Origin of the sequence: Mycobacterium europaeum (assembly GCF_002102155.1) — a bacterium.
Classification (GTDB): Bacteria; Actinomycetota; Actinomycetes; order Mycobacteriales; family Mycobacteriaceae; genus Mycobacterium; species Mycobacterium europaeum.
On the sequence record NZ_LQOU01000020.1, the window covers coordinates 125,299 to 140,962 of the forward strand.

16 protein-coding genes are annotated in these 15,664 nt (G+C 69.6%); 4 read left to right on the top strand and 12 right to left on the bottom strand.

Going from position 1 to position 15,664, the window contains the following annotated elements; translation table 11 throughout:
- Positions 1-5 precede the first annotated feature (5 nt).
- The 3 genes from AWC03_RS10605 to glyA form a co-directional block, all read right to left on the bottom strand.
- The gene (locus AWC03_RS10605) at positions 6-1,307 is read right to left on the bottom strand and encodes a PhoH family protein (protein ID WP_085240448.1); all 1,302 of its coding nucleotides are present in this window, start codon (positions 1,305-1,307) and stop codon (positions 6-8) included.
- 218 nt (positions 1,308-1,525) lie between these two features.
- Positions 1,526-2,353: an acyl-ACP desaturase gene (locus tag AWC03_RS10610; protein WP_085240449.1), complete on the bottom strand. Its 828-nt coding sequence runs from the start codon at positions 2,351-2,353 to the stop codon at positions 1,526-1,528.
- Positions 2,354-2,450: 97 nt separating this feature from the next.
- Positions 2,451-3,731, bottom strand: a complete 1,281-nt coding sequence (glyA, locus tag AWC03_RS10615; RefSeq protein WP_085240450.1) for a serine hydroxymethyltransferase — start codon at positions 3,729-3,731, stop codon at positions 2,451-2,453.
- Positions 3,732-3,845: 114 nt separating this feature from the next.
- On the opposite strand from glyA, the gene coaA reads away from it, so the two are divergent.
- The gene (gene coaA / locus AWC03_RS10620) at positions 3,846-4,784 is read left to right on the top strand and encodes a type I pantothenate kinase (protein WP_085240451.1); all 939 of its coding nucleotides are present in this window, start codon (positions 3,846-3,848) and stop codon (positions 4,782-4,784) included.
- Positions 4,785-4,800: 16 nt separating this feature from the next.
- On the opposite strand, the gene AWC03_RS10625 is transcribed toward coaA, so the two are convergent.
- From AWC03_RS10625 to AWC03_RS10635, 3 genes are all read right to left on the bottom strand, one after another.
- Positions 4,801-5,226: a hypothetical protein gene (locus AWC03_RS10625; protein WP_085240452.1), complete on the bottom strand. Its 426-nt coding sequence runs from the start codon at positions 5,224-5,226 to the stop codon at positions 4,801-4,803.
- A 539-nt stretch (positions 5,227-5,765) separates the two neighbouring features.
- Complete coding sequence (locus AWC03_RS10630) at positions 5,766-7,136, bottom strand: hypothetical protein (protein WP_085240453.1); 1,371 nt, start codon at positions 7,134-7,136, stop codon at positions 5,766-5,768.
- 39 nt (positions 7,137-7,175) lie between these two features.
- Positions 7,176-7,964: a (2Z,6E)-farnesyl diphosphate synthase gene (locus AWC03_RS10635; protein ID WP_085240454.1), complete on the bottom strand. Its 789-nt coding sequence runs from the start codon at positions 7,962-7,964 to the stop codon at positions 7,176-7,178.
- A gap of 163 nt (positions 7,965-8,127) precedes the next feature.
- Here AWC03_RS10635 and trhA point away from each other — a divergent pair, with 163 nt between their 5' ends.
- Positions 8,128-8,904 carry a PAQR family membrane homeostasis protein TrhA gene (gene trhA / locus AWC03_RS10640; RefSeq protein WP_085240455.1) on the top strand — a complete coding sequence of 259 codons (777 nt, stop codon included), beginning with the start codon at positions 8,128-8,130 and terminating at the stop codon, positions 8,902-8,904.
- A gap of 5 nt (positions 8,905-8,909) precedes the next feature.
- Here trhA and AWC03_RS10645 read toward each other — a convergent pair whose 3' ends face one another.
- Genes AWC03_RS10645 through mca form a run of 4 tightly spaced genes read right to left on the bottom strand, consistent with a single transcriptional unit; the run spans position 8,910 to position 12,477 of the window.
- Complete coding sequence (locus AWC03_RS10645) at positions 8,910-9,281, bottom strand: nuclear transport factor 2 family protein (RefSeq protein WP_085240474.1); 372 nt, start codon at positions 9,279-9,281, stop codon at positions 8,910-8,912.
- A gap of 10 nt (positions 9,282-9,291) precedes the next feature.
- Complete coding sequence (locus AWC03_RS10650) at positions 9,292-11,301, bottom strand: thioredoxin domain-containing protein (protein WP_085240456.1); 2,010 nt, start codon at positions 11,299-11,301, stop codon at positions 9,292-9,294.
- Positions 11,288-11,608 (bottom strand): hypothetical protein, encoded by a 321-nt coding sequence (locus AWC03_RS10655; RefSeq protein ID WP_085240457.1) that lies wholly within the window; start codon positions 11,606-11,608, stop codon positions 11,288-11,290. The genes AWC03_RS10650 and AWC03_RS10655 overlap by 14 nt, the downstream gene beginning before the upstream one ends.
- Positions 11,605-12,477, bottom strand: a complete 873-nt coding sequence (mca, locus tag AWC03_RS10660) for a mycothiol conjugate amidase Mca (protein WP_085240458.1) — start codon at positions 12,475-12,477, stop codon at positions 11,605-11,607. Before mca ends, AWC03_RS10655 begins: the two co-directional genes overlap by 4 nt.
- A 114-nt stretch (positions 12,478-12,591) precedes the next feature.
- Between mca and AWC03_RS10665 the strand changes: the two genes are divergently transcribed.
- Both AWC03_RS10665 and greA read left to right on the top strand, forming a co-directional pair.
- Positions 12,592-13,026 (top strand): DUF4307 domain-containing protein, encoded by a 435-nt coding sequence (locus AWC03_RS10665; RefSeq protein ID WP_085240475.1) that lies wholly within the window; start codon positions 12,592-12,594, stop codon positions 13,024-13,026.
- Positions 13,027-13,245: 219 nt separating this feature from the next.
- On the top strand, positions 13,246-13,740 hold the full coding sequence (gene greA / locus AWC03_RS10670; protein ID WP_085240459.1) for a transcription elongation factor GreA: 495 nt from the start codon (positions 13,246-13,248) through the stop codon (positions 13,738-13,740).
- 109 nt (positions 13,741-13,849) lie between these two features.
- Here greA and AWC03_RS10675 read toward each other — a convergent pair whose 3' ends face one another.
- Together AWC03_RS10675 and AWC03_RS10680 are read right to left on the bottom strand one after the other, a co-directional pair.
- Positions 13,850-15,010, bottom strand: coding sequence for a cystathionine gamma-synthase (locus AWC03_RS10675; RefSeq protein ID WP_085240460.1), 1,161 nt, complete (start codon positions 15,008-15,010; stop codon positions 13,850-13,852).
- A 48-nt stretch (positions 15,011-15,058) separates the two neighbouring features.
- Positions 15,059-15,664, bottom strand: a 606-nt coding sequence (locus AWC03_RS10680) for an RDD family protein (protein WP_211279222.1), incomplete at its 5' end; no start/stop codon positions are given.

The following is a 15,664-nucleotide window of genomic DNA, read 5'->3' on the forward strand; positions in this document are numbered from 1 at the left end:
GGCCGTCACTGCGGTCCGGCGATCTCCTCGAGCATCTCGGTGACCAGCGCGGCGATCGGCGACCGCTCGCTGCGCAACAGCGTGATGTGGGCGAACAGCGGATGACCCTTGAGCTTCTCGATCACCGCGGCGACCCCGTCGTGCCGGCCGACCCGAAGGTTGTCGCGCTGGGCGATGTCGTGCGTCAGCACCACGCGCGACCCCGCGCCCAGCCGGGACAACACCGTCAGCAACACGTTGCGCTCCAGGGACTGGGCCTCGTCGACGATGACGAAGGAGTCGTGCAGCGACCGGCCCCGGATGTGGGTCAGCGGAAGCACCTCGAGCATGCCCCGGGAGAGCACCTCCTCGAGCACGGCCGGGCTGGCCAGGCCCTCGAGCGTGTCGAAGACCGCCTGCGCCCAGGGACCCATCTTTTCGCTCTCGCTGCCGGGCAGGTAGCCCAGCTCCTGGCCGCCCACGGCGTACAGCGGGCGGAAGACCACCACTTTGCGCTGGGTGCGCCGTTCCAGCACGGCCTCGAGGCCCGCGCACAGCGCCAGCGCCGACTTGCCGGTGCCGGCCTTGCCACCCAGCGAGACGATGCCCACCGACTCGTCGAGCAGCAGGTCGAGCGCCACCCGCTGCTCCGCGGAACGGCCCCGCAGGCCGAACGCCTCGCGGTCGCCGCGGACCAGCTGAACCCGCTTGTCCGCGTTGACCCGGCCCAGCGCGTGCGAGCTGCCACCGAGCAGCCGAATACCGGTGTGGCACGGCAGGTCTCGCGCTTCGGTCAGATCGATCTCGCCCTCGGCGAAGAGCGCGTCGATGTCCTCGGTGGCCGTCTCGATCTCCCGCATCCCCGACCACCCGGAGGCCACCACGTCTTGCGCGTGATACTCGTCGGCGGCCAGCCCCACCGCGGCGGCCTTCACGCGAAGCGGAATGTCCTTGCTGACCAACGTGACTCGCTTACCCTCGGCGGCCAGGTTGGCGGCGCAGCTCAGGATCCGGCAGTCGTTGTTGTCGCTGCGGAAACCGGCGGGCAGCACCGCGGGGTCGGTGTGGTTGAGTTCGACGTGCAGCGTGCCGCCTTGTGTCCCAACGGGAATCGGCTGATCGAGCCGCCCGTGCACGAGCCGGAGATCGTCGAACAGACGCAAGGCCTGACGGGCGAACCACCCCAGCTCGTGGTGATGCCGTTTGGCCTCCAGTTCGCTGATCACCACCAGCGGAACCACCACCTCGTGCTCGGCGAACCGGCTGCACGCCCACGGGTCGGACAGCAGCACGGAGGTGTCGATCACGTAGGTCCGGATTTCGGTCACGTAGCGCTCCTCGAGCGGGATGAGCCCGCGCGGACCCGCACAGGCATGTCGGCGGGAACTGCGACACCAGGACCGGGGCCGGTCCTTCCGTTGTGGTGACGGGAGGTGCCGCCCTGGCAGCAGAGCATGACGCTGACCATCGAGATCGACGCTACTCTCGTCGCCGCTTCGCAGCAGCGCAGGCGCGCCGACGACGAGCGTCGCGCGCGGAGATCGCGCTAGCCGATGACGAACTGCTTGAGGGCGGGCTCGTCGGCCACACCCCACGCGGTGATGCGATCCGAGATCGCCTGCCGCAGCTGCTGTTGGTCGAAGATGCCCGCGTCGGCGACGTTGCGCAGCTTGTCCCGATAGGAGTCGATGTCGGCGCCGGGCACCTGCAGGTCGGCCGCGCGCGCGGCGATCGCCGCGATCGTCTCGTCGCGGGTGTAGGAGAGGCAGTGCTCGACCAGGTTGGAGAAGAACAGTTCGTGGCGGCGCTCGTCGCGCGCGATCCGGTCGATCAGCCCGGCCAGGATGGGCTCCTCGAGCTGCGCCGCGAGGTTCTCGCAGAAGACGGCGTGCGTGCGCTCGGCGAGCGCCATGTACACCAGGGTTTCCACCTGCGTGTAGGTGTCGGCGCGGTAGCCCTTCATGACGTACTCGACGCGGGCCTCCTCGTTGGCGGTCGGGTCGACCTCGCGGGTCACCACCAGGTACTCGCGCAGCGCGATCGCGTGCAGGTGCTCCTCGGCGGTCCAGCGGCCCAGCCAGCGGCCCCACCAGTCCTCGAGGATGAAGTGCTCGACCAGCTCGCGGTGGTGGCCGGCGAGGTTGTCCTTCAGCAGCAGCATGATCTCGCAGGCGTCCGTGTACTTCCGGGGTAGCGTCGCGTCGGACGGTTCCCAGTCACGTCCGCCGAGGAACGCGAAGTTCTCGCCCCGGTCGAACGGCACGTAGTCGTGGGCGAACCAGAGTTCCTCGGTCTTCAGATGCCGGTCCATGTTGGCTTCGCACACCGGCTCGAGTTCCAGGGTCAGCGCATTCGCGACAGGTTTCTGTGCCATGCGGTTACTGTAACTCGCATACACAGGTTCGTGAAATCGCTTGAACCGTGTCGCGACAACTGGTGACTTTGGTCCCTAAACCGTCTCCGGCCCAAGGTCAGCGGTCGACCAGCGTCCACTCCTCGAGGCCGTCGTAGAGCGGAAAGTCCCTGGCCAGCCGCGTCACTCGCTGCCGCAGGGCGGCCAGATCCGCCGCGGCCCCCGCGGCCAGTGCGGTGGCGATGACGTCGGCGACCTCAGTGAACTCCGCATCCCCGAAGCCGCGGGTGGCCAGCGCCGGCGTCCCCACCCGCAGGCCCGACGTCACCATCGGCGGCCGCGGATCGTTGGGGACCGCGTTGCGGTTGACCGTGATGCCGATCTCGTGCAGCAGGTCCTCGGCGGCCTTGCCGTCCAGCGGGGAGTCGCGCAGGTCCACCAGCACCAAGTGGACGTCGGTGCCGCCGCTGACCACCGACACACCGGCCTTGGCCACGTCGGGGGCGGTCAACCGCTCGGCGATGATCCGGGCGCCGGACAGCGTGCGCTGCTGCCGGTCGGCGAACTCGGGGGTGCCGGCGATCTTGAGCGCGACGGCCTTGCCCGCGATGACGTGCATCAGCGGGCCGCCCTGCTGGCCGGGGAACACCGCGGAGTTGATCGACTTGGCGTACTCCTGCTTACCCAGGATCAGGCCGGAACGCGGCCCGCCGAGCGTCTTGTGCACCGTCGTGGACACCACGTCCGCGTGCGGCACCGGCGAGGGGTGCAGCCCGACGGCGACCAGGCCCGCGAAGTGGGCCATGTCCACCCAGAGCTTCGCGCCCACCTCGTCGGCGATCGACCGGAACGCCGCGAAGTCCAGGATCCGCGGGTAGGCCGACCACCCGGCGATGATCACCTGCGGGCGGAACTCGAGGGCCCGGGCCCGCACCGCGTCCATGTCAACCAGGTGCGTCACGGGATCCACACCGTAGAAGCCGGTTTCGTAGAGCTTGCCGGAGAAGTTCAGCTTCATCCCGTGCGTGAGGTGCCCGCCGTTGGCCAGGTCGAGGCCCAGCAGCCGCTCGCCCGGCGTCATCAACGCCTGCAGCACGGCGGCGTTGGCCTGCGCGCCCGAGTGCGGCTGCACGTTGGCGAAGTCGGCGCCGAAGAGCGCCTTCGCCCGGTCCCGGGCGATGTTCTCCACGACGTCGACGTACTCGCAGCCGCCGTAGTAGCGCCGGCCGGGCAGGCCCTCGGCGTACTTGTTGGTCAGCACGCTGCCCTGCGCCTGCAGCACCGAGCGCGGCACGAAGTTCTCCGAGGCGATCATCTCCAGGGTGTCGCGCTGACGGCCCAGCTCCTTGCCGAGCAGCTCGGCGATGTCGGGATCCACCGCGGCGAGCGGGGCGGACATCACGGACGTGGAGGGACGGGCGTCGGGTGCAGCAGTCACGCGCGCCAGTCTATCCAGCCAAGGTTTAGCCAGCCCAGCCGTCGGGCGCGCGTCCGCCCCTGCGACACTTGCACTATGCCGCGGCTGAGCGAGCCGAGCCCCTACGTGGAGTTCGACCGAAAGCAATGGCGCGCGCTTCGCATGTCGACGCCGCTGGCCCTCACCGAGGAGGAACTGGTTGGGCTGCGCGGTCTCGGTGAGCAGATCGACCTGCTCGAAGTGGAAGAGGTCTACCTGCCGCTGGCCCGGTTGATCCACCTGCAGGTCGCCGCCCGCCAGCGGTTGTTCGCCGCCACCGCGGAGTTCCTGGGCGAGCCGCAACAGAATCCGGACCGGCCCGTGCCGTTCGTGATCGGCGTGGCCGGCAGCGTCGCGGTCGGCAAGTCGACCACGGCCCGCGTGCTGCAGGCCCTGCTGGCCCGCTGGGACCACCACCCCCGGGTGGACCTGGTGACCACCGACGGCTTCCTATACCCGAACGCCGAACTGGACCGACGAAACCTGATGCATCGCAAGGGTTTTCCGGAGAGCTATAACCGCCGGGCGCTGATGCGGTTCGTGACCTCGGTCAAATCGGGATCCGACTATGCGTGCGCGCCGGTCTACTCGCATCTGAAATACGACATCCTCCCCGGCGCCAAGCACGTCGTCCGGCATCCCGACATCTTGATCCTGGAGGGCCTCAACGTCCTGCAGACCGGCCCGACCCTGATGGTGTCGGACCTGTTCGACTTCTCGCTGTACGTGGACGCCCGGATCGAAGACATCGAACAGTGGTACGTGTCCCGGTTCTTGTCGCTGCGCGGCACGGCCTTCGCCGACCCGGAATCGCACTTCCACCACTACTCGGCGCTCAACGACACCAAGGCCGTCGCCGCCGCGCGGGAGATCTGGCGGTCCATCAACCGGCCCAACCTGGTCGAGAACATCCTGCCGACCCGGCCCCGGGCCACGCTGGTGCTGCGCAAGGACGCCGACCACTCCATCAACCGGCTCCGGTTGCGCAAGCTCTAGGCAGCGAACGCGGCGGTCACGCCGCCGCGAGACGACGCACCCCGAGGTACTGCAGTGCGCCGAAGGCCGCGGTGTACACGCCGCCGGCCAGCGCGGCGGCGATCCCGGTCGCGGACAGCGGCAGCGCTTCGGCCGCCACGATCGCCGCCAGGGTGAGCACGACGTTGGCCACCACGACGCCGATGCCGACGCGGCGCAGGTTCGGCGCCGCCGCCAGCAGGAACACCGTCAGCCCGGCGAACACGAAGAACGCGCCGAGGCTGTACTCCTGCAGCGAGGTCAGCCCCGTCAGCGACGACAGCGGGTCGGCGAGAAAAGCGATGACCAAACCGCACAGTCCGGTGAGGGTGGCGTCGGCGCGCATGGCGAAACGCAGCAGCGAGTCGGTCGAGTCGTACAAGGGTCGGGTAGCCAGACCGGGTGCGCCAGATGCAGACATCATGTGATTACTCCTCGCGATGGCGAATTGGGTCGAACATCAGCGTGCTACCGGTGCACTGCCATATCGACTCGTGGCACTGCCAACTACTGCCACGGAAACAAAGACCAGGGTGGCGGCCCGCCTATTCCCTTCCGGGAGCCCGAATCCGGATTGTTATTCGACAGACGCCAGTCTGGCGTTCACCTGCCCCACCAGTCACAGAATGCGAGGGCACGACGGAGTGCCCGCCTCCGAGTGACAAAGGCGGCTTCCAGCGGGTGTGCGCCTTCCAGCGGGTGTGCGCCTTCCAGCGGGTGTGCGCCTTCCAGCGGGTGTGCGCCTTCCAGCGGGTGTGCGCTGACGGCTTCGAGTGTGCGTCCAGGGTGGAACCCTCGCGGATTTCTCGCCCGCAGCTCACACCGAAAGCCCTCAGCTCACACTCGAAGCGCGCGCGATCGCCCCTAGCCGGGCCGCGGTAGTCCCAAACAAGGTTGCGCGAGGCGGACCGGCGCCCACCTCCCCGGGTGACAAAAGTGAAAGGGGCCGAACGCGTCTGCGAATCAGTCGCTGGCCACCGGGATCCGCCCGCGCAGGTCGGCGGCGATCAGCCGGGCCGCGGCGTTCTGCCAGTTGTGCAGCGAGCGCTGCGGGACCTCGGTGACCAGCCACTGCCAGGCCCGGCGGGCGGTCGGATCCAATCCGGCGGCGGTGGCGTTCTGGGCGTACGCGCGCACGCCGACGACGTAGGGGAAATACAGCGAGTTGTAATGGCGCCACTGCTCGGTGGTCCCGAAATCGCCGGCGTCGCGCGGTTTCAGCCGTCCGATCGCGTCCGCGAGGACCGCCTTGAGTTCGTTGGCCCGCTCCAGCGGATGGTCGGGCGCGCCCCGCGCGGCGAGCCGCTCGTCGATGACGGGCAGGGCGGTCAACGGGCTGGCGACCAGCTTCGTCAGGTCGCCGTAGTACCCCAGGGCGCGGCGGGTGAGCCTGGCGAAGGTTTCGTCGTCGACGTCGACCAGCGGATCGGCCGCACGCAGCGGCAACGCCGCCCCGGTGTGCCGCAGAGCGGCCCGGTCGGCGCGCAGCGCGGGCGACTTCGAGAACGCCATCCGGTCGAGCACGCCGGCCAGCGGGTCGGCCAGCACCTGCACCGCGATGGCGATCGCGAGGCTGCTGAACAACAGCACGCCCAGCACGGTCCGCCCGGCGGGCTCGTCGCGGATGACGGCCAGGCCGATCAGCGCCTGGCCGCCGAACAACACCGCCACGGCCATCGAGCCGGCGAACGAGCGCAGCATGTCGGCGCGCAACGCCTGGCCCTCCTCGAACGCGTCCCACAGGGCGACGGCGAGGCCGAGCGACAGGACGTCGACGCTCGTCGACGCCAGCGCCACCCAGCTGGGCACCAGGCCCAGCGGAATGATCAGGATGGCGTTGCCGAGCGCGAAGAACAGGGTCGCGACGACGGCCAGCCCGACGGCCGACCGGGGCCGGCGCGGCCGCCGCAGCGCGACGGCCATCGCGCCGAACGTGGAGAGCGAGATCACCGCGAACATCAGCCAGTGACCCGTCCGCAACGGCCCCTCGACGCTGCCGGCCAGCATCGCCCCGAACAGCGTCAGCGCGGCGACACCGGCCACGAGCGCCAACTCACGGCCGCGCGCCAGGCCGCCGTCCCGGGGCCGGGACAGCTCGACGAGCACCGCGAACCACGCAATGCCGGGAATGGTCACCAGGTAGATCTCCACGCGACTGAGCACGTGTGCGTAGGCAGGGTTGGTGTTGCGCACCGCGTCCAGCGCGACCACCAACGCGAAACCGCACAGCCCGATGGCCGCCAACACCAACACCGGCTTACGCGGATCGCGAGCCAGCAGGTACAACCCCAGCCAGCCGCTCAGCGTGAACACCACCGCCGACAGCGCAGCCATGCTCACAGTTTGGCACGGAGTCGGATGCGTGCCGACCCGCTACTTGCCGTATCTGCGGTGCCGCTGGCTGTAGTCGCGCAGCGCGCGCAGGAAGTCGACGCGCCGGAACGCGGGCCAGTGCGCTTCCGTGAACCACATCTCCGAATAGGCGCTCTGCCAGAGCAGAAACCCGGAGAGGCGTTGCTCCCCCGAGGTGCGGATCACCAGGTCGGGATCGGGCTGCCCGTGGGTGTACAGGTTTTCGGAGATGCCGTCGACGGTCACCGCCTCGATGAGTTCCTCGGCGGAGGCACCGTTGGCGAGTTCCTTGCTCAGCAGCGCCCGCACCGCGTCCACGATCTCGCGCCGGCCGCCGTAGCCGACGGCGACGTTGACGTGGAACGGCGCCACCACGGGCGTCGACTCCACCGCGTCGCGCAGCCGTCGGGCCGGCTCCTCGCCCAGCAGCTCCAGATCGCCGACGGTGCGCACGCTCCAGCGATTGGCCGGCGCGCAGATCTCCTCGACGACGTCGGTGATGATCTCGATGAGACCCGCCAGCTCGTCGGGGTCGCGTTGCAGGTTCTCGGTGGACAGCAGGTACACCGTGGTCATTTCGATGCCGGCTTCCTGGCACCAGCGCAGCATCTCGGCGATCTTGACCGCACCCATCCGGTAGCCGTAGCTGACGTCGGAGTAGCCGGCGTCGCGGGCCCACCGGCGGTTGCCGTCGCACAGGACCGCGATGTGGCGCGGCAGATGGGACTTGGCGGAGGTCAGCTCCTGCCGCAGCCGCAGCTCGTAGACGCGATACAGCGGCTCTTTGAGACGCGGCGGGATAATTTCCACGGAGATTCAGCCTACTGCGAGCCGCACCGAATTCCCCTGCGATTTCGCCCCGGTTTCGGGCCGGCCCGCAACGGGCAGAGACCATGCCGTGACCGTTGCCGATTACTGTTGACGGTGAGCAACCACTGGCAGTTCCCGACCTGCAAGACGAGGCAGAGGAGATATGAGCAGCCAGACGAGCACGTCTGCCAATTCCGAGCGTTCGGATCGCGGATCCGAGGCCATCACCCCCGGCAACACGGTCGATCAGTTTGTCGAGGGCGCCGCCCACGTCCTGACCAAGCCCCGCATGCGGGGGTGGATCCACTTCGTCTCGGCGTGGCTGGCGATCATCACGGGCGCCACCCTGGTGTCGGTCTCGTGGGCCGTGTCCTCGCCGCGCGCGGGTCACTCGACGTTGGTCTACGCGGCGGCGACGGTGGCGATGTTCGCCGTCAGCGCCACCTATCACCGGGTGCAGTGGACATCCGCGGCGGCCCGCAACCGCATGAAGCGCCTCGACCATTCGATGATCTTCGTGTTCATCGCCGGCAGCTATACGCCGTTCGCGCGCCTGGCCATGCCCCAGCAGACCGGGGTGGAGGTGCTGTGGATCGTGTGGGGCGGCGCGGCGGCGGGCATCCTGCTCAAGGTGTGCTGGCCGTCGGCCCCGCGCTGGCTGGGCGTGCCGCTCTACCTGCTGCTGGGCTGGGTGGCCGTCTGGTACGCCCCGACGATCGTGCACACGGCCGGGGTGGCCGCGATGGTGCTACTGGCCGTCGGCGGCGTCTTCTACAGCGTCGGGGGGATCTTCTACGGGCTCCGCTGGCCCGACCCGTGGCCCAGTACCTTCGGCTATCACGAGTTCTTCCACGCCTTCACCGCGGTGGCGGCGATCCTGCACTACATCGCGATGTGGTTCGCGGTGTTCTACGTCGGCCACCAGGCCTGGCTGCACTGAGCCGGCTACAGGTGCCTGACGTCGGCGGCTGACCAGTAGGCCTTCATGTGGGCGACCTTGCCGTCCTCGTCGAACGCCATCACGTCGATCGGCTCGATCACCATCCGGTGCTCCCCCGCGGTGATGGTGAGCCGGAAATGGAAGGCCGCCTCGTTACCCGAGACCCGCAGCGTCACCAGTTCGCATTCGCGCTGCACGTCGTTGACCGCCGAATAGAAGCCGTGGATCGCCCGGTGGCCGATGTGCACCTCGCCGCCGACGGGGTCTTCGACGGTGGCGTCATCGGCGTACAGCTCGACCAGCTCGTCGGCGCCACCCTTGGCGACCAGTTCGATATAGCGGTTGACCGTGTCGGTGATGTGTTGGGCGCTCGGCATGAAAGTCACGCTACCGCGGCGCGGCCAGCGCCTCCGCGAGGTCTTCGGCGGTGGTGACCGGAAGGCCGCACACCCGGCCGCGGCAGACGTAGGCGGCGTCGGCGCCCGCCACCCGGTCCCGCCCGGCCAGCAGCGCCGACGAGTCCGGCTCGCCGGCCACGACGAGCGCGCCGCCGGGAGCCAACCGCCGGGCGTCGGCCAGCAGCGCCGAGCGGGACGGCTCACAGGCGACGGCGATCTGCAGCGGCCCGCGCACCGCGGCCTCCGCCACGGCCAGCCAGTGTCCCGCCGAGCGCGGCGCGCGGTCCAGCAGCACCGAATGCGCGTGCAGCGCGTCGGCCGCCGCCCGCAGATACCGCTCCCCGCGGTCACCGCCGACCAGATGCGCCGCGGTCAGCAGCGCCTCGGTGATGCTCGACGCCCCCGACGGGGTCGCCCCGTCCAGCGGATCGGCGGGCCGGAGCATCAACCGCTCGGCGTCGTCGGCGGTGTCGAACCAGCGGCCCGGCCGCTGCGGGTCGGCGAAGTGGCCCAGCGCGGTGTCCAGCAGGTCGGTCGCCGCGGCCAGCCACTGCGGGTCGGCGTCCAGCTGATAGAGGGCGAGCAGGCCAGTGGCCAGCATCGCGTGGTCCTCGAGGATGGCGGCGCTGTCGCCGACCACCCCGCCGAGGCTGGCGCGCCGCAGCCGACCGTCGACCAGGTGCAGGCCCAGCAGCGCGGTCGCGCAGTCCCGTGCGGCGCGGGCCAGCGCGGGCTCGCCCAGGGCCACGCTCGCCTCGGCCAGCGCGGTGATCGCCAGCCCGTTCCAGGACGTGACGACCTTGTCGTCGCGGCCGGGCTGGGCCCGGGTGAGCCGGGCGGCCAGCAGCGCGGCCCGGACGCGTTCGGCCCGGTGCGGGTCGTCGGGGTCGGTGGGCAGTTGCAGCACCGACGCCCCGTGTTCGAAGGTGCCGGCCGCGGTGACCGCGAAAACGCTTGCCGCCCAGGGTCCGTCGTCGGGCCCGAGCGCCTCGGTGAGCTGGCCGGGCGTCCAGACGTAGGTCGAGCCCTCGCGGCCGTCGGCGTCGGCGTCCAGCGACGAGGTGAACATGGCGCCGTCGGCCAGGTCGTCGAGCAGGAAGCGGGCGGTCTGCGCGGCGACCCGGCGCGCCAGCGGATCCCCGGTCCGCCGGGCCCAGTGCGCATAGGCGCGCAGCAGCAGCGCGTTGTCGTAGAGCATCTTCTCGAAGTGCGGTACCACCCAGGCGTCGTCGACGCTGTAGCGGGCGAACCCGCCGGCGAGCTGGTCGTAGATGCCGCCGCGCGCCATCGCGTTGCCGGTGCGCTCCACCGCCTCGAGCGCGGCCGCCGACCCGGTGCGCTCGTAGTGGCGCAGCAGGGCCTCGAGGATCGCCGACGGCGGGAATTTGGGTGCACCGCCGAAGCCGCCGTGCGCCGTGTCCTGGTCGCCGAGCACCGCGGCGACCGCATGGTCACACAGCGCCGGCGCGATGTCCGGCCCGCCGGGGAGTGCCCCAGCCATCGCGCGCAGCTCGCCGGCGATGCGGTCGGACGCCTCCTCCACCTCGCCGCGGCGCTGCCGCCACGTGGCGGACACCGCCGAAAGCAGCTGCAGGAAGCCGTCTTTCGGGTAGTACGTGCCGCAGAAGAACGGTCGTCCGTCCGGTGTCAGGAAGCACGTCATCGGCCATCCGCCGTGCCCGGTGAGCGCCACGGTGGCGTTCATGTACACGGCGTCGAGGTCCGGGCGTTCCTCCCGGTCGACCTTGATGCAGACGAACCCGGAGTTCATCGCGGCGGCCACCTCGTCGTCCTCGAACGACTCGTGGGCCATGACGTGACACCAGTGACAGGCCGCGTAGCCGATCGAAAGCAGGATCGGCACGTCGCGCTCGGCCGCGGCCGCCAGCGCCTGCGGGGTCCACTGCTGCCAGTGCACCGGGTTGTCGGCGTGCTGGCGCAGATACGGGCTGGTGGCCAGCCCGAGGGCGTTGGTCGCCGCAGCGTCAGCCGGGCTCATCACCGGGCCCCGGGGAACGCTCCGATCCGTTCGCCTGGCCCGGCGGCTGTGTATCGGCCTCGTCGACCGCGTCGGTGCCCTCGTCGGCGGCCTGGTCGGGCTCGGGGTGCTTGGGGTCGAAGGACTCGGGCACCTTCCTCAGTTGCCGGTTCATCGACCGGATCAGGAACAGCGTGGCGATCAGCAACAGCACGACGATGAGCAGCCCGATCGGGCTGGCCTTGCCGAAGTCAGGCCCGGTGTGCCGGGGCGCCCCGTCCGCCTGCCAGCCGGCGGCCGCGCTCGCGGTCAACAGAAGGTGGTTCATCGGTCACTCGCAATCCCGGCGAACAGGTCGTCCTCGGGCAGCCGGACGGGGATGCGCGAGCGCGCCAGCTCGAACTCCTCCGTCGGCCACAACCTCTGCTGCCACTCGATGGGCGCGGCGAAGAAGTCGTGCTCGGGGTCGATCTGGGTGGTGTGGGCCCGCAGCGCGTCGTCGCGCTGGCTGAAATACGCCGAGCACTCGACGCGCGTCGTCACCCGGGACTCGAAGGGGTCGTGCGAGGCGTCCCAGTGCTCGAGCCACTTCTTGAACGGGGGTTCGTGACCGTGTTTGACGGCTTCGTCGTGCAGCAGCTGCATCCGCGCCCGCAGGAATCCGTGGATGTAGTAGAGCTTGGACACCGTCCATGGCTCGCCCGCATCCGGGAAACGCCGGAAGTCGCCGGCCGCCTCGAAGGCGCCGACCGAAACCTGGTGGCAGCGAATGTGATCGGGATGCGGGTAGCCGCCGTTCTCGTCGTAGGTGGTGATCACGTGCGGGCGGAACTCGCGGACCACCCGCACCAGCGCCTCGACCGAGTCCTCCAGCGGCACCAGCGCGAAGCATCCTTCGGGCAGCGGGGGCGGGGGGTCGCCCTGGGGCAGGCCGGAGTCGACGAAGCCCAGCCAGGTGTGCTCGACGCCGAGGATCTCGGCGGCCTTCGCCATCTCGTCGCGGCGGATCTCGGCGATGTGGCCGCGGACTTCGGGCAGGTCCATCGCCGGGTTGAGAATGTCGCCGCGCTCGCCGCCGGTCAGCGTCACCACCAACACCCGGTGGCCCTCGTCGGCGTAGCGGGCGAGGGTGGCCGCGCCCTTACTGGACTCGTCGTCGGGGTGGGCGTGCACCGCCATCAACCGCAGCTCGCTCACGTGCCCCCTTGTCGGTCTGCTCATCGCCGGATACGAACCTATAATTCCAGTTCTTCAGATCGTTGCATGCTGCCGGCCGCCGGCCGGCAGCCGACCGCTCAGGCATACCGAGGCATGACCGAAACCTCTCCTTCGCGTCCGGAGGCCCGCTACGGGCGTTCCGGACGCGTGCGCGTGCCCCGCCGGTGGCTGATCGGCGGGCTGGCTGCGCTGGTGATTGCGGCCGGGCTGGTCATCGCCGCCGTCGCCTACCACCGGCTGGGCACCAGCTCCGTGTCGGGCACCCTGGTCGGCTACCGGGTGATCGACGACGAGACCGCGTCGGTGACGATCGGCGTGACGCGATCCGATCCGTCGCGGCCGGTGGACTGCATCGTGCGGGTCCGGGCGAAGGACGGCAGCGAGACGGGCAGGCGGGAAGTGCTGGTCCCGCCGTCGACGGCCGCCACGGTGCAGCTGACCACCACGGTGAAGTCCAGCAAACCGCCGGCGATGGCCGACATCTACGGCTGCGGCACCGACGTGCCGGCCTATCTGCGGCCGGCGTGACCCCGTAACGACAGCCGAACTGCGAATTTGGGTCATCATTTGTTTGCGCGGTGGTAACATGGGTGAATGCACGGTTCCTGATGGGACCGTGTATTGCTGCATTAAGGCCGTGAGCAGAACGGACCGGCAGCACACGGGGAGGCAGACCCGGATACTCCGGCGGCGGGGTCAACAGGCTTACGCGGGTACGCGGAACGACAACATGAGGAGCACGACAAGATGACGGACACTTCGGTGACGTGGCTGACCCAGGAGTCACATGACCGGCTGAAGGCGGAGCTCGATCAGTTGATCGCGAATCGTCCGGTCATCGCCGCGGAGATCAACGACCGCCGTGAAGAAGGGGACCTGCGCGAGAACGGCGGATACCACGCCGCCCGCGAAGAACAGGGGCAGCAGGAGGCCCGGATTCGTCAGCTGCAGGACCTGCTCAACAACGCCAAGGTCGGCGAGGCCCCCAAGCAGTCCGGGGTCGCACTGCCCGGCTCGGTGGTCAAGGTGTACTACAACGGCGACAAGTCGGACACCGAGACGTTCCTGATCGCCACCCGCCAGGAGGGCGTCAACGACGGCAAGCTCGAGGTGTATTCCCCCAACTCACCCCTGGGCGGCGCGCTGATCGACGCCAAGGTGGGCGAGACCCGCAGCTACGTCGTGCCCAACGGCAACACCGTCGAGGTCACGCTGCTCAGCGCGGAGCCCTACCACTCGTAGCCAGACAATGGCGATCGCCACTGCCACCTCGTTCGGCTCGTTCGGCGAGCAGACGCCAAATCGCATTTAGCGCGCTTCGCGCGTGCGATTTTGCGTCTGCTCGCGGTGGTCAGCCCAGCGCCTGGTCGAGATCGGCCAGCAGATCGGCGACGTCCTCGATGCCGACCGACAGCCGCACCAGGTCGTCGGGAACTTCCAGTTGTGAACCGGCCGTCGACGCGTGCGTCATGGCGCTGGGATGTTCGATCAAAGACTCGACGCCGCCGAGCGATTCGGCCAGGATGAACACCTCGGTGCGCGCGCACAGGTCGCGGGCCGCTTGCCGGCCGCCCCGCATGCGCACCGACACCATGCCGCCGAAGCCGAGCATCTGCCGGGCGGCGACGTCGTGGCCGGGGTGGCTGGGCAGACCCGGATACAACACGGTGCTCACCGCCGGATGTCCGGCGAGGAATTCCGCGACGGCCGAAGCGTTTTCGCCGTGCCGCTGCATCCGCAGCACCAGCGTCTTCAGGCCGCGCATGGTCAGGTAGGCGTCGAACGGGCCGGGCACCGCGCCGGCCCCGTTCTGCAGGAACGCGAAAGCCTGGTCCAGTTCCGCGTCGTCGGTGATTAACGCGCCGCCCACCACGTCGGAGTGGCCACCGATGTACTTGGTGGTCGAATGCAGCACCACGTCCGCGCCCAGCGTCAACGGCTGTTGCAGCGCGGGTGAGGCAAACGTATTGTCCACCAACACCTTTACCGACGACTCCTTGCCGATCTCGGCCAGGGCCGCGATGTCGGCGATGGACAGCAGCGGGTTCGTCGGCGTCTCCACCCAGATCAGCCGCGTCTGCGGCGTGATCGCGGCGCGGACGGCGTCCACATCGGACAGCGCCACCGGTGTGTAACGAACCCCCCACTGCGTGAACACCTTGTCGATCAACCGGAAGGTGCCGCCGTAGGCGTCGGTGGGGATGATGACGTGGTCGCCGGGCCGCAGCATCGCCCGCAGCGCGCAGTCGACGGCGGCCATGCCGGAACCGAACGCCCGCCCGTAACCGCCGCCCTCGACGGCCGCGAGCGAAGCCTCCAGCGCGGCGCGCGTCGGGTTGCCGGTGCGCGCGTATTCGAACCCACCGCGCAGCTCACCGACACCGTCCTGCGCGAACGTGCTGCTGGCGTAGATCGGGGCGTTGACCGCCCCGGTTGCCGGGTCCGGCCGGTAACCGGCGTGAATCGCCTTGGTGGCGAGTCCGGTGAAGTGTCCGTGTCGGTCGGCGCTCATCGACGCCCAGCCTAGGCGACCGCCGCCCCGGCTACCGCGTCCGCACGGCTAGCTCGGCCGATCCTCGGTCCCGTCGAACGGCAGGCAGACCGTCGTCATGATCTTGTCCGCCAGCGTCTGCCGCTTCGAATCCCACAGCGGGAAGAGGAAACCGATGAAGCAGATGATCGCGTCGACGAAGTGGGCGAGGGAGCGCACCACCGACATGCCGAAACCGATCGGCTGGCCGGTGACCTCGCTGACCACCTTGAACTTCATCACCGACTTGCCGACGCTGGACCCGGTGGTGCCCTGGCGGTAGCCGTAGTTCCAGATCAGATAGATCAGGCCCACCAGCGATGCCAACCACTGTGCGGCCATGCCGATGGTCGAGTTCTGCGTGGCGCAGTACTGGTTGACGGCGTACTGCGTGACGTCGGTGACGCACGCCGTCTGCTGCGTGGCAACGAGGATTCCGGTCCCGATTCCGTGCACGACGGCGTACGGGAGGATGTCGATGATGAACGCCACAACCCGGGTGAGCCACGGCGTGTAGGACTCCGTCGGCAACGTACGGATCGCCGGCCCTGGAGGGGGTGGCGCGTACCCGCCCGACGACGGCGGGGGCGGCGGGTAGGAACCGCCCGGCGGTGGCGGGGGCGGCGGGTACGCGTC